The organism is Rhodanobacter sp. FW102-FHT14D06 (assembly GCF_043950705.1).
Lineage (GTDB): Bacteria > Pseudomonadota > Gammaproteobacteria > Xanthomonadales > Rhodanobacteraceae > Rhodanobacter.
In genome coordinates, this window is record NZ_CP170722.1 from 2,140,154 (window position 1) to 2,153,203 (window position 13,050).

The window sequence follows — 13,050 nt, forward strand, 5'->3', positions numbered from 1 at the left end:
GAAAAGCCTCGTTGGTAGTCAGGGGGTAGACGGATCGCCGGTGGCCAGCGTGGCCAGCCGTGCGGGAAACAGCGGCGGACGGGTGCCGCCGTGCGGGAAACGGTCGAGTTCGGCCAATGTCGTGCCGCAGATGCGGCCCTGGCATGCGCCCATGCCGCAGCGCGTGGCGAGCCTGGCGGCGCGAGCGTCGGTGAAGCCGTCCAGCGCCGCGAGCGTCACGTCTTCGCAGCGGCAGATGATGGTGTCGGCGCCGGCCAGCGTGCGCGTGCGCGCGTCGAGCGCGAAGTGCTGCGCCAGCAGGTCCGCAAAGCGGCGTGCGCGTTGGCGCGAAGGGAGCAGGGCAGTCGCCGCTGCCGGGAATCCAGCAGCGGCATGGCCGGCCATGCTGCCCTCGATGCGTGCAGCGGCAAGCCCGGCGATGCCGCACGACTCACCCGCTGCGTACACATTCGCGGTACTGGTGCGCAGCAAGGTGTCCACCCGCACGCAGGGGTGGACCCGGGTGTGATCCAGCGCGCAGCCGAGCATGCTGGCCAGCTCGACGTTGGGTACCAGGCCGTAGCCGACGGCGAGCAAGTCGCAGGGGATGTGCAATGGACCGTGTGGATCATCGACGTCGACGCCGCATAGCGCGTCGCGGCCATGCGCCATGCGGACAAACGAGCCGCAGCGATAGGGAATGCCGGCCAGTCGCGTGTGCAGAACCGCGGCCTGCACCGCGCGCGCCGGCCAGCGCCACAGCTGCATCGCAAATGCGGCTACCGCCGCCGCCGGAGCCTGCTCGCAGATGCCAAGCACGCGAGCGCCATGCCGACGCAACGTGGCGGCGGCGGCCAGCAGCAGCGGACCGCTTCCCGCCACCACGACGCGCTTGCCGCGGACAGGCCAGCCCTGCTTGGCCAGCGCCTGGATGCCTCCGGCACCCGTCACGCCAGGCAGGGTCCAGCCCGGAAACGGCAAGAGCAGTTCGCGCGCGCCGGTCGCCAGCACCATCGAACCGCAGGACAGTCGCACCGCTGCGCGCGGCGTTTCCACCAGCAGCGTTCGATGGTCGGCGGATATCACCTGATGCTGTGGCAGCCATTCCACGTGTCCGCGGGTACGGGCAAGCAGGTCGAAGGCTTTCCGTGCAGGCCGTGGCGTGCCGTGGAGCACGTCGTGGCGCCAGACCTGGCCGCCATGGCGGGCCTGCGCGTCGAGCAGGCCGACCCGTGCACCATGACTGGCGGCGGCCCGCGCTGCCGCCAGCCCCGCCGGGCCGGCGCCGACGACCAGCACGTCGTAGCGCTCAGTCATCGGTGCTGACCTGCATGCCTTCCCGCGCCGGCGTCATGCACGCGCGCTGATGGGGCGTGTCGTCGATCCGCACGCGACATTCGAAGCACACGCCCATGCCGCACACCGCCGCGCGCGGCTCGCCGCGCACCGAACGCCGGAAGCGGGCCGCGGCGACGCTGGCCACCGCGGCAGCCACGCTGCTGCCGGCCGGTACGGCGACCGGCTCGCCATCCACGCTGAGCCGCACGGTGCCGGCCGCGCTCATGCGAGCGCCCTCGCCGGCGCGTAGGGCGCCGGGTCGATGGCCGGTGGACGTCCCTGCAACAGGTCGAGCATCAACCGGGCGCTGCCCAGCGCGGTGGTGACGCCCAGTCCCTCGTGGCCGGCGGCGACCCACAGGTCGGTGCTGTCCGGAACGGCGCCGAGATAGGGACGTCCATCCGGCGTGGCGGGGCGGAACCCGGTCCAGGCGCGGATCGCCTGCAGCCCGCGCAGGGCCGGCATGAAGTCGAAAGCGCGCTGCAGCATGCGCTGCAGCATCGGTCCGGAGACGGCCGGATCGGTCACGTCGAATTCGCGCGAGGAGCCGATCAGGATCTGCCCGGTTGGACGCGGCTGCACGTTGAAGGCGACGCTGCTGCCGGCCGTGCCGTGCGCGCTGCTGGCGTAGCCCAGTTCGAGCACCTGGTGATGCAGCAGCCCTGGATAGCGGTCGGTGATGAGCAGGTGTCCCTTGCGCGGGCGCAGCGGCAGTTGCGGCAGCAGTTCGGGCAGCGCGCAACCGGTGGCGACCAGGGTCGGGCCGGCCAGCACGGTGCCGTCGTCCAGCGTCACCGTGGCCCTGCCCAACCGGCGCACGGCGCGGCCGGCATACAGACTTGCGCCGCGTTGCCGGGCGCGACGCACCAGGTGCAGCGCCACCCGCGGCGGATACACCACGGCCTCGCGCGGCGCCAGCATGCCGCCGCACAGGCCGGGCGCCAGTGCCGGTTCGAGCCGATACAGTGCCTGCGCGTCGACGGCCTCCGCTTCGCCGCCGGAGGCTTCGAGCCGTGCGACGCGCTGCGCGATGCCTGCGGCTTCGGTTTCGTTGCGGGCAACCCACAAGGTGCCGCAGCGGCTGAATTCGGCTTCGGCGAGGTCGGCATGATCCTCCCAGCGGCGCAGCGAATATCGCGCCAGCGCGAGTTCGGCGGGATCGTCGTCCATCGCCACGAGATGGCCCATTCCGCATGCCGTGGCACCGCCGCCGATGGGGCCAGGTTCCACGATGGCGACACGAAGGCCGGCTGCCGTTGCCTCATCGGCGCAGCTGGCGCCGACGATGCCGGCGCCGACAACGATGAGGTCGTAGTGGCTCATTACGCACTGCTGCCCCAGGCAAACGGGTCGTTGTCGTCGATCAGCAGCGTCGACCGCGCCGTGACGTGCGCCGTCCCGGTGATCTGCGGCAGCACGCCTCGCCCGTCCGTCGTGTAGCGCGCTTCGAACACGCTCCCGAGGATGCTTTCCTGTCGCCAGAGTTGCCCGGGCGCCAGCTTGCCGTCGGCGGCAAGGCAGGCCAGCTTGGCACTGGTGCCGGTGCCGCAGGGCGAACGGTCGTACTCCATGCCGGGGCAGAGCACGAAGTTGCGCGCGTCGACGCCCGGGGTGGCGGATGGAGCATTGATCTCGATATGGTCGATCTCGTCGCCGTTTGCGCCGCGGATGGCTGCGGCCTCCAGCGTGTGGCGGATGGCTTCGGCGTAGGCCGTCAGCGCGCGTTGATGGCGAAGCTCCAGCGGCAAGGGCGTATCGCGGGTGATGAAGAACCAGTTGCCGCCCCAGGCGACATCGCCACGCACCGTGCCATAGCCCGGCACGTCGATGCGCAAGTCGGCCGCGTGCCGGTGGCTTCTGACATTGTCCAGGGAAACACGCCCGTCCTCGTGCAGCTCCACCCCGACCTTGCCCACGGGAGTGTCCAGGTAGTGCCTGCCGGGGGCGATTTGGCCCAGATGCGCCAACGTGCGGACGACCCCGATGGTGCCGTGCCCGCACATGCCGAGGTAGCCGACGTTGTTGAAGAAGATCACGCCGGTGCATGCGTCGGCGCTCTGCGCGGGGCGCAGCAGGGCGCCCACCATGGCGCTCGAGCCGCGCGGCTCGCAGGTCACTGCGCGTCGCCACGCGTCGTGGTTGTCGCGAAAACGCTGGCGTTGTTCGCTCAGGCTGCCCTCGCCCAGGCAGGGCAGTCCGCCGAGGACGACGCGGGTCGGCTCGCCGCCGGTGTGCGAATCGATGACGTGGATGGTGTGCATGTGCTCATGTTCGCGGCACCCCATCGGAGCGTCTAGGCAAGTCCAGCGCCACGCCATGCGGAATTGAGCACAATTGATGCGTGGCGAACAACTGCTTGCTACTGTCCAGAGCGTCATCGCACAACCTCTCGATCACGACTCGGGGAGTACGACGTATGGACGTTAAGATTCCTGCGGGCGAACTGCAGACACTGTTCGATGTCCTTCCGGATGCGGTGTTCTTCGTGAAAGATCGTCTCGGCCGTTATACGCACGCCAACATGACCTTGGTGCGGCGGCTGGGCCTCAAGCGACGCGACGAGGTGATCGGCCACGCCGTGACCGAGCTATTTCCGCGCGTGCTGGGGGCGTCCTATGCATCGCAGGACAGCCGCGTTCTGGCCGGCGAGGCGATCGAGAACCAGCTGGAAGTGCACATACTCCCCAATCGCGTGCCGGGATGGTGCCTCACCTGCAAGTATCCGTTCCGTTCGCGCGGCGAAGTGTGTGGCGTGATCGGCATATCGCGGGATCTGCGCAAGCCTGACGGGCGGCACCCGACCTACGCACGCCTCATCCATGTGATGGAGTACATGCAGGCCCACTATGCGGAGAATGTGCGCGTGGCCACCCTGGCCGAGCTCGCGCAGGTTTCGGTGGCCCAGCTCGAGCGGCATTTCCGACGGGTGTTCCAGATCACGCCGCAGCAGGCCATGACCAAGCTGCGCATCGAAGCGGCGATGCAGATGCTGCCTGGCAAGGACAGTGTGGCAACCGTGGGGCTGGCGTGCGGCTTCACCGACCAGAGCGCTTTCGCGCGACAGTTCAAGGCGACTGTGGGCATGACCCCGCGCGCGTACCGCGCCCTGCGCGGCGGCGATCGCGCGTAGGCAGATCGGCACCGGCCGGTTTCGAGCGGCGGCATGCCGCATTGGCAGTTGTGCCGAACTCAGCGTGCGGACGACCGAAACCGATCAAGACGTGCCCACGCGACGTCTACATCATGAGGCCGGGTTCTTGGTGCGGCCATCGCTTTCGATCAATCGCCGTTGCGATGAACGGCGTCGAGGTGGGGCCCGTCCGGCAGCGGTCGGATGGGGGGAGGGCGACAGGGGGAGCAAGTCGCCATAAGCCGAATCGAAGGGCTCCAGAAACGGCAACCGCCGCCGGGCCGGCGCGTCCGTCCATGACGAATGCGGGGGCACGGCATTGGAATGATCTGGAGAAACTACTGATGAGCAAGCATGTGACGCGAGCGGCGTTGTGCCGTCGCAACGTCCTGGCCTTGGCCCTGTTCGCGGGGCTGGCCGTTTCCACCGGTGCGATCGGCCAAGCCACGACCGGCAGCATCTTCGGCCAGGCGCCGGTGGCGTCCGGCGAGACGGTTTCCGTGAGCAATGCCGCAGGCCTGACCCGCAGCGTGACGGTCGGCGCGCAGGGCCGCTACACCTTCGACAACCTGCCGCTGGGCACCTATACCGTCACCTTGATGAAGGATGGCGCGACGGTGGACTCGCGCTCGAACGTCACCCTGCGCGTGGGCGGCGGAACGGAAGTTTCCTTCGTGGCGCCAGGCGTGAAGAATCTCGATGTGGTCACCGTGAGCGCCAACTCGCTGCCTGCCATCGACGTTACCGGCGTCGACTCGCGCACGGTGATCACCGCCGAGCAACTGGCCAGGCTGCCGTTGGCGCGCAGTGCCGAGGCCATTGCGCTGCTCGCACCGGGCGTGGTCGAAGGCAGCGGCTATTTTGACGGCCCTACCGGCGGCTCGGTGATTTCCTTCGGCGGCTCCTCGGTCACCGAGAACGCCTATTACATCAATGGATTCAACACGACCGACCCCTTGAGCAACTTCGGCGGCTTTGCGTTGCCCTACGGATCAATCGACCAGCAGGAAATTCTCAGTGGTGGCTACGGCGCCGCCTACGGACGCTCCGATGGCGGCGTGATCAGTCAGGTCGGCAAGCGAGGCACCAACGCCTGGCACTTCGGTGGCCAGGTGTTGTGGACGCCCGCATTCGCCCGCGGCGACCAGAAGGACATCTATTTCGTCAGCGGCTCAGACAAGGGCAAGTTGTATGACCGCAACGCCCAGGACAAGTCGTGGACCACGGTGGCCAGTGCCTACGCCGGTGGCCCGCTGATCGAGGACAAGCTGTTCCTGTTTGCCTCGGTGGAGGCCGAGCGGCGACAAGGCAACAGCATCGGCAGCACCGATTCGCCGTATGACACCAGGTACCGCAATGATTACCCCAAGTGGTACGCCAAGCTCGACTGGAACATCAACGACAGCAATATCCTGGAGCTGACGGGTGCTTCCACCAAGCGCTCCTATTCGGCGGACCGCCTCGCATACGACTACGACACCGGCAAGACGGGCGCCCTTGCCAACCGCGCCATCCCGACCAAGACCGGCGCGGATCTCTATGTCGCAAAGTTCACCAGCTACCTCACCGACGACCTGACCTTGTCGGCCATGTACGGGCGCATGGACGGTACCTACTTCAACCAGGTGACCAATCTGTACCCGGACATCGCACGCCTCTACAGCGCCAGCAAGCAGAACCCGGCGCTGAACGGCGGCACGACCATCATCAGCCCGCAGACTCTGGGCGCGGTTGACGATCCGACCCATACATCGCGCAATACCAACCTGCGTCTCGATCTGAGCTATCGACTCGGCAGCCATACCCTTTCGGCTGGTATCGACAACCAGACCATCGAGGACAACAACGACGGCAACAGGATGGCCGATCCGGGCTATGCCTGGGAGTACAACAAGGGCGCCGCGGGCACCCCGATCATCGGTGTGCCCGGCGCTGATCCGTACGTTGCTGCACCGGGTACCTACCCGGGTGGCGCAACCGGCTACTACGTGGCGAAGTACCGCCGCTACGGCGGTGGTTCGGTACGCGTGGAACAGCGTGCGCAATACATCGAAGACAGCTGGCAGGTCAGCGACCGCTGGTTGCTCAAGCTGGGCCTGCGCAACGATCAGTTCACCAACTACAACCCGGGTGGCGAAGCCTACCTGCGCCTGACCAAGCCCCAGTGGGCGCCGCGCGTGGGCTTCAGTTGGGACGTCAATGGCGACTCCAGCTTCAAGGTCTACGGCAATGCCGGCCGCTATTTCCTCGCGCTGCCCGCTACCGTGGCGATGCGCCAGGCCGGCGCCCCGCTGTTCACGCGCGAGTATTTCACTTACACCGGCATCGATTCCAACGGCCAGCCGACCGGGCTCACGCCGATCGATACCAGTCGTGGCCCCGGGGCACCGATCTCGGCCAATCGCGAGTATGGTCAGCCGCACGATCCCAAGATGGTGACGGCCACCAACCTGAAGTCGGAGTACCAGGACGAGTTCATCCTGGGATTCGACAAGAAACTCGGAGATACCTGGGTCTACGGTGCCAAGGCCAGCTACCGGAACCTGCGCACCGCCATCGACGATTACAGCGACTCCGGCGCCATCGCGGCCAAGATGGATCGCATGGGCATCGACCCCGGCACCTATGACGCCAACGCGATTTCCGGTGCCTATCTGTTCAACCCCGGGCGCACCAATATTCTCAAGGTACAGAAGTACGATGGCAGCTACTACTCGGTGCCGATGACCACGGCGGATTTCGGTTTCTCGTCCGGAATCAAGCGTCATTACTACGGACTGGAGTTGTTCCTCGAGCATCCGTTTGACGGCAAGTGGTTCGGCAAGGTCGACTACCTGTTCTCGCGCAACTACGGCAACAGCGAGGGCCAGGTGCGTTCGGATATCGGTCAGGTGGACGTATCCGCCACGGTGGACTGGGATTACGCGCAGGTCATGGAGTACGCCAACGGCGAACTCTCCAACAGTCGCCGCCATCAGATCAAGGCGTATGGCTCCTACCAGCTGACGCCTGAGTGGATGTTGTCCGGCAACCTGGCCATCATTTCCGGTGCGCCGCGCAGTTGTCTTGGCATGTACGGCCTGGACGAGACCAACCCGGGACTTGGCTACGGTGCCTATTACCACTGGTGTGCCGGCAAGGTGTCGCGACCGGGCGACGCCGGCCACAACCCGTGGCAGTACACCGTCAGCCTGAGCGCCGAATACCGACCCTTGTGGGCCGACAAGAAGCTCGGCTTCAACGTGATGGTCTACAACGTGCTCAACAACCGGGTAACCACGCAGACCGATCCGTTCTACGGCTCGACCGGGGGCGAGTACACCACCTATCGCATGGCGGTATATCAGTCCCAGCCCCGTTACGTGCGCCTTGGCGTCAGTTACGACTTCTGACGGCGCGCGGCGCCGGCGGCATGGCTTGGCGGTATCGACAGGCCGGGCGCGTCGGCCACCCCTCGGGAGCCCATGGAAAGGCGCTCCCGACACTCACGGTACGAAATGCACGTCAAGCGCGGGTTGCCGCGACAGGCCACCCGGCCCGGAGACTTTCCCCGAGGCAAAGCCGGCACAGGATGTGCCGGCTTCTTTTTCCGGTCGCGCGACGCTGCAGCCGCTCCTACAGCAACGGATCGAACAGCCGCGCCACGTGCATCGCGACGCGGCGAAGATACGACGCGTCGCGATACTCGCGCTCGTCGATCGCCACGGCACGGCTGAAGTCCGTGCGCAGCATCGCTTCGACTTCGCCGGCGAACGCCCGGTCGACGACCAGCGCGCCGACTTCGAAGTTGAGTCGAAACGAGCGGCTGTCCAGATTCAGGCTGCCGATCGCGGCGGCATCGTCATCGATCAGCAGCGCCTTCTGGTGCAGGAAGCCCGGCTGGTAGCGGAACATGCCGATGCCGGCGCGCACCGCGTGGTAGGCGTGCAGGGTGGAGGCGAGGAACACGGTGTGGTGATCCGGTCGCGACGGGATCAGCACGCGCACATCGACCCCGCGCAGCACCGCCAGCTGCAATGCCGCGCGCACCGCGTGGTCGGGCACGAAGTACGGCGTGCTCAGCCACAGTCGCCGGTGTGCGGCGTGGATCGCCGCGGTGAAGAACAGCGAGCCGGTTTCCAGGCGGTCGGCGGGCCCGGCCGCGACCACCAGCGCGCTGGCGCGGCCTTCGTCCTGCGGTGCGTCCAGCAGCGGCGGCAGTTGCCCGGTGATCCATTGCCAGTCGTCGGCGAACACTTGTTGCAGGTCGGCCACCGCCGGCCCGCACAGTTCCAGCATGGTGTCGCGCCACGGCGACAGCGGCGGCTTGCGACCCAGGTATTCATCGCCGGCGTTGAGGCCGCCGACGAAGCCGCGTGCGCCGTCGACCACCACGATCTTGCGATGGTTGCGGAAGTTGAGCTGGAAGCGGTTGCGCAGGCGATGCGTGGCGAAGCGGTGGATCGCCACGCCGCCCTCGCGCAGCGCCTGCACGTAGCGGCGCGGCAGCGCATGGCTGCCGACGCCGTCGAACAGCACGCACACTTGCACGCCGGCGGCCGCGCGCTGCAGCAGCACCTGCTGCAGGCGCCGGCCCAGCGCGTCGTCGTGGATCACGAAAAACTGCACCAGCAGACAATGCTCGGCCGTTGCCATCGCGGCCAGCATCGCCGCGAAGGTACCTTCGCCGTCGATCAGCAGGCGCAGGCGATGGCCGCTGCGGAACGGCCGCCGCTGCAGCGCGCTGATCGCGGCGAAGCGTGCGCAGGCCGGCTCGACGGTCGCGGCTTCCGTGTTCGCCGTCACCGGCTGCGATGTCGGCGCGCCGTGGCCGGCGTGGTAGCCGAAGAACCTGCTGGAGCCCAGGTAGAGATAGGGCAGCAAGGTCACGTACGGCAGCAGCAACAGGCCCAGCATCCAGCCGATCGCACCCTGCGGCGTGCGTGCGTGGCGGATCGCGTGCAAGGCCGACAGCGCGCCGAGCAGATGCAGTGCGACGATGCAGGCGGTGAGGACGCTGGCAGTCATGGTGACGGCCGCGCCGGTTCAGCCGGCCAGGATCTGGTCGGCCAGGTTGCGGGCCTGCTGGCGGATTTCCGGCATCGCGGTGGATTCCCACAAGGTGCCGCGCAGCAGGCTGCCGATGGCGAACAGGTGCGGCCACGGCTGGCCGTCATGATGCAGGCGGCCATCGCGGCTGGCCACCAGGCCGAGGCCGAGCGGATCGCCGGTGACGTGGGCATTGGTGAGCAACTGGCGCACCAGTCGATGACGGCTGTGCCGCACGTCGGTGGCTAGCCCGGTGGTCTGGATCGCCAGGTCGGCGTGCTGTACCTCGCTGTGCCCGGCGTGCCGGAACTGCAACTGCAGGCCCTGACCGCTCGGCTCAGCGGCCTGCAGGCGGCCGCGTCGGCGCTGCAGGCGACCTTGCTGTTCGAGCGCGACGATGGCCTCGTGCACCTGCGGCGGCATGCGGTGGCGCGCACGTTCCCACGCCCAGCGGGCATGCCGCATGAAGCGCGCGCGCTGCTCGGGCGGCAGCTCGCCCCACAGGTCCGGCAGGTGTGGGCGCAGACTGTCGACGACAGTGCGCCACTCGATGCCATGCGGCGCGATCGCCTCCCGCAGCAGATGCATCCAGCGGCGGATCTCCGGTCCGTCGCGCATGGCATCCACCAGCTCGGCGCTGTCGCCGGCAGGCGTGCCGGCATGGGCCAGGTGCGCTTCGGGCAGCAGGCCATGGCGCGAGGTGGCGACGAAGGCGGTGTGTGGCCAGCGCGCGGAGAGTTCCAGCAACACGTCGACCGCGGTGAGCCCCAGGCCGATCACCGCCACGGTACGCGGTGGCGGCACCGCGTCGAGCTGCGCCAGCCAGGGCCACGGGTCGACGATGTAGCGACCGCTGTCCAGCGCGGCCGCGCTCACGCCCTTCAGCGGCTGCGGCGGCAGTGCACCCAGCGCCAGCACGGCGGCATCGGCGCGATGGCTGCGTTCGCCGTGGATCACGGTGACGCCGTCGCGTTCGGGCACCAGCGCATCGACCTCGAACGGCACCACGTTGACGTGATGATGGCCGCGCGCCATGCCCTGCTGCAGTGCGCGGGCCACCTCGGCCTCCAGGTAGTCGCCGTAGCGCCGGCGCGGCAGGAAATCGGTGCCGCCGATCGCCGGGTCGTCGCGCTGCACGAAATCCAGGAAGCCCTGCGGCTTGCCGGCGAACATGCCCATCGACGCGGCGCGCACGTTCAGCAGGTGGCGCTCCGAGCCGGTGCCGTAGGCCACGCCGCGCACCGATTCGCCGGCGCCGGTGAACCAGTCCAGTTGCAGCGGCTGCGGCGGCTCGCGCTCCAGCAGCTCACTGAGCAGGCTGGCGGCCGCGGCGCCGCCGCCGATGATGGCGACCCGTCGAAACATGCGGTTTTCCTGTTCCCCTGGCGTGGCGTCGGTCAGGCCGGCCAGTGCCCGGCCACGGCGCAGTCGGTGGCCCGCGCGGTCCACGGCCCGGCGGGTGCGGTCTGCTCGTACGCCTGATAGTGGTTCAGTTCGCCGCCGTAGACGTGCAGGGTGAGCGCGGTCTCGTGCTGGGACAGATTGCGGCAGCGGTGCACGTGATTGGGGTCGCCCTCGAACCAGATGCCGTCGCCGGGGCCGAGCCAGTCGCGGCCCAGCGCGCGCAAGGTGCCCGAGCCCGGGTCGCGGCGCCACGACTGCACTTCCAGCGCACCGACCAGGGCCAGCTCCAGCCCCCACAGGCCGGCATGATCGTGCACCGGCGTGCAATGGTTTGCCGGCCACGCCATCACCAGCATGCTGACCGGCGGCTGGTTGCGCTGCGCCAGCTGCCAGCGACCGAGGCCTTGCCCGCGCCGCGGCAGGCGCGCCAGCCGCGCAGCGATCGCCGCGTTGTCGCGGTGCACCAGCTGCCCCAGCTCGCGTGCCATCGAAGCCAGGTCCGGGTGCGCCACGCTTGCGTGCTCCAGCGCGATCTCGCGCAACAGCTTCAAGGTTCGCCGTGGTCTGCCCATGCGGGCCTCCCAGCAGGATAAAGGGGCGCCAGTGGATCATGCGCCCGGTTAAAGTGGCGTAAGCCGGCCGGGGCGACAGGTGGCTCCCGGGCTTCCCCGCCGTCCTGCCGGCCAATCCGGCTGAGCGTGGCCGCGCAGCGGCGAAGTCGGAGCCCTCGCCACAGACGATCTTCGACTCCGCCGCTGCGCGGCTGCGCCCAGCGTGATCGGTGCGTACCGGGCGGGCGGGTCCGGCCGCCGCGGTCAGCCGCGCAGGGTGAACGTGACCGGCACGCTGGCCCAGGCGCGCGTCGCGTGCCCGTTGACGATGGCCGGCTGGAAGCGCCAGTGCGCCAGGACCTGCTCGCGGGCGCTGCGGTCGAGTTCCGCGTGGCCGCTGCTGCGCAGCACGCCGACTTCGAGCGGCTTGCCGGTCTCGTCCACCAGGACGCGCAGCACCACCGTACCCTCCAGATGCCCGCGCAAGGCATGCGCCGGGTAAGTGATGGGGTGGGCCAGGTAGGCGAGGCTGGCTTCGACCGCGGCGACGGGTGCCGGGGTGCCGCTGTCCGTTGCCGCAGCCGGCGCCGCGTCTTGCACGGGCGCGGCGAGCTGGCCGTCGGCGACCGGCATCGACGGTACACGGGCCACCACCGGATGCGGCATCACCTGCGGCGTGGGCAGCGCCTGGGGCAGCGGCTTGAGTTCCACCGGCGGCGGTGCCGGCGGCTGCGGGGACGGCGATATCAGGCGCACCAGCGCCGGCGGCGGGACGAGTCGGGGCAGGGTCGGCAGCGACACCGGCAGCGGCCGTGCGGCGATCAGGATCACGGCAAGGTTCAGTGCGATGGCCGCACTGAGCGCGGCGATGCGGGCGGGTTCCGGGCGGGCTTGGGCAAGCGGCAGGCTGATGGAAGACATGACGACCTCCTGGCTGCATGGCGGGAGCGGCAGCCACGCGGCTCGCGCCGGGGGATCGTGCTGTCGCGCCTGCAGCCTATGCCTGTTGCGCCGACGCGCGCAAGTGGACGGCTGGACGTCCATCTGCCGCCAGGCCTCGCGTACGGCGATCGGCGAACGACGCAGGTGGCATCGGGCGCAACCTCTGCGACAATCGTCCCGCGGCGACGGGCCGATTCCACGGGAGCCAAGGCATGCGCATGAACATCTGGTGGGCCGCGGGTCTGCTGGCGGCGGCGTCGATGCTGTCGGTATCGACGGCGCGGGCGGGCGACATCTCGTGCAAGATGACGTTCCAGCTGTCCGGCTGGTCGGTGTTCTACAAGACTGCCAAGGGCACCGGCACGGTCCGTTGCAGCAACGGCCAGAGCCTGCAGGTGAAGCTGCGCGCCAAGGGCGGCGGGCTGACCTTCGGCAAGACGAAGATCACCGACGGCATCGGCAAGTTCACTGGCGTCAGCAACGTGCGCGACGTGCTGGGCCACTATGCCGAAGCGGTGGCGCACGCAGGCGCGGAGAAGTCGGCGGCGGCGCAGGTGCTGACCAAGGGCAATGTCTCGCTGGCGCTCAGCGGCAAGGGCGAGGGCTGGAACCTCGGCGTGGCGTTCGGCGCGTTCATCATCGAATAGCGACACCGCGCGTGCGACCCTGTGCCAAGGC

General features: G+C 68.7%; 11 protein-coding genes. 3 read left to right on the forward strand and 8 right to left on the reverse strand.

Annotation, left to right across the window (positions count from 1 at the left end; genetic code table 11):
- Positions 1-18 precede the first annotated feature (18 nt).
- The 4 genes from ACFCQI_RS09675 to ACFCQI_RS09690 are packed head-to-tail and all read right to left on the reverse strand — an operon-like array spanning position 19 to position 3,578.
- Positions 19-1,296, reverse strand: coding sequence for an FAD-dependent oxidoreductase (locus ACFCQI_RS09675; protein WP_395116140.1), 1,278 nt, complete (start codon positions 1,294-1,296; stop codon positions 19-21).
- A complete protein-coding gene (locus ACFCQI_RS09680; protein ID WP_395116142.1) occupies positions 1,289-1,543 on the reverse strand; it encodes a (2Fe-2S)-binding protein in 255 nt (84 codons plus the stop codon). The genes ACFCQI_RS09675 and ACFCQI_RS09680 overlap by 8 nt, the downstream gene beginning before the upstream one ends.
- Positions 1,540-2,640 (reverse strand): NAD(P)/FAD-dependent oxidoreductase, encoded by a 1,101-nt coding sequence (locus ACFCQI_RS09685; RefSeq protein ID WP_395116144.1) that lies wholly within the window; start codon positions 2,638-2,640, stop codon positions 1,540-1,542. Before ACFCQI_RS09685 ends, ACFCQI_RS09680 begins: the two co-directional genes overlap by 4 nt.
- Positions 2,640-3,578, reverse strand: a complete 939-nt coding sequence (locus ACFCQI_RS09690) for a proline racemase family protein (protein WP_395116146.1) — start codon at positions 3,576-3,578, stop codon at positions 2,640-2,642. The genes ACFCQI_RS09685 and ACFCQI_RS09690 overlap by 1 nt, the downstream gene beginning before the upstream one ends.
- Before the next feature lie 155 nt (positions 3,579-3,733).
- Between ACFCQI_RS09690 and ACFCQI_RS09695 the strand changes: the two genes are divergently transcribed.
- Both ACFCQI_RS09695 and ACFCQI_RS09700 read left to right on the forward strand, forming a co-directional pair.
- Positions 3,734-4,447, forward strand: coding sequence for a helix-turn-helix domain-containing protein (locus tag ACFCQI_RS09695; RefSeq protein ID WP_395121326.1), 714 nt, complete (start codon positions 3,734-3,736; stop codon positions 4,445-4,447).
- Positions 4,448-4,791: 344 nt separating this feature from the next.
- The gene (locus ACFCQI_RS09700; RefSeq protein WP_395116148.1) at positions 4,792-7,839 is read left to right on the forward strand and encodes a carboxypeptidase regulatory-like domain-containing protein; all 3,048 of its coding nucleotides are present in this window, start codon (positions 4,792-4,794) and stop codon (positions 7,837-7,839) included.
- A 223-nt stretch (positions 7,840-8,062) separates the two neighbouring features.
- Here ACFCQI_RS09700 and cls read toward each other — a convergent pair whose 3' ends face one another.
- The 4 genes from cls to ACFCQI_RS09720 form a co-directional block, all read right to left on the reverse strand.
- Complete coding sequence (gene cls, locus ACFCQI_RS09705) at positions 8,063-9,454, reverse strand: cardiolipin synthase (RefSeq protein ID WP_395116150.1); 1,392 nt, start codon at positions 9,452-9,454, stop codon at positions 8,063-8,065.
- Positions 9,455-9,472: 18 nt separating this feature from the next.
- On the reverse strand, positions 9,473-10,840 hold the full coding sequence (locus ACFCQI_RS09710; protein ID WP_395116152.1) for an FAD/NAD(P)-binding protein: 1,368 nt from the start codon (positions 10,838-10,840) through the stop codon (positions 9,473-9,475).
- 32 nt (positions 10,841-10,872) lie between these two features.
- On the reverse strand, positions 10,873-11,451 hold the full coding sequence (locus ACFCQI_RS09715; protein WP_395116154.1) for a cysteine dioxygenase: 579 nt from the start codon (positions 11,449-11,451) through the stop codon (positions 10,873-10,875).
- 243 nt (positions 11,452-11,694) lie between these two features.
- Complete coding sequence (locus ACFCQI_RS09720) at positions 11,695-12,351, reverse strand: energy transducer TonB (RefSeq protein WP_395116156.1); 657 nt, start codon at positions 12,349-12,351, stop codon at positions 11,695-11,697.
- 239 nt (positions 12,352-12,590) lie between these two features.
- Here ACFCQI_RS09720 and ACFCQI_RS09725 point away from each other — a divergent pair, with 239 nt between their 5' ends.
- On the forward strand, positions 12,591-13,019 hold the full coding sequence (locus ACFCQI_RS09725) for a hypothetical protein (RefSeq protein WP_395121327.1): 429 nt from the start codon (positions 12,591-12,593) through the stop codon (positions 13,017-13,019).
- Positions 13,020-13,050: the final 31 nt, after the last annotated feature.

Coding starts and splice junctions, on each gene's coding strand:
- ACFCQI_RS09675 (WP_395116140.1), bottom strand. CDS start 1,296: ATGACTGAGCGCTACGACGTGCTGGTCGTCGGCGCCGGCCCGGCGGGG.
- ACFCQI_RS09680 (WP_395116142.1), bottom strand. CDS start 1,543: ATGAGCGCGGCCGGCACCGTGCGGCTCAGCGTGGATGGCGAGCCGGTC.
- ACFCQI_RS09685 (WP_395116144.1), bottom strand. CDS start 2,640: ATGAGCCACTACGACCTCATCGTTGTCGGCGCCGGCATCGTCGGCGCC.
- ACFCQI_RS09690 (WP_395116146.1), bottom strand. CDS start 3,578: ATGCACACCATCCACGTCATCGATTCGCACACCGGCGGCGAGCCGACC.
- ACFCQI_RS09695 (WP_395121326.1), top strand. CDS start 3,734: ATGGACGTTAAGATTCCTGCGGGCGAACTGCAGACACTGTTCGATGTC.
- ACFCQI_RS09700 (WP_395116148.1), top strand. CDS start 4,792: ATGAGCAAGCATGTGACGCGAGCGGCGTTGTGCCGTCGCAACGTCCTG.
- cls (WP_395116150.1), bottom strand. CDS start 9,454: ATGACTGCCAGCGTCCTCACCGCCTGCATCGTCGCACTGCATCTGCTC.
- ACFCQI_RS09710 (WP_395116152.1), bottom strand. CDS start 10,840: ATGTTTCGACGGGTCGCCATCATCGGCGGCGGCGCCGCGGCCGCCAGC.
- ACFCQI_RS09715 (WP_395116154.1), bottom strand. CDS start 11,451: ATGGGCAGACCACGGCGAACCTTGAAGCTGTTGCGCGAGATCGCGCTG.
- ACFCQI_RS09720 (WP_395116156.1), bottom strand. CDS start 12,351: ATGTCTTCCATCAGCCTGCCGCTTGCCCAAGCCCGCCCGGAACCCGCC.
- ACFCQI_RS09725 (WP_395121327.1), top strand. CDS start 12,591: ATGAACATCTGGTGGGCCGCGGGTCTGCTGGCGGCGGCGTCGATGCTG.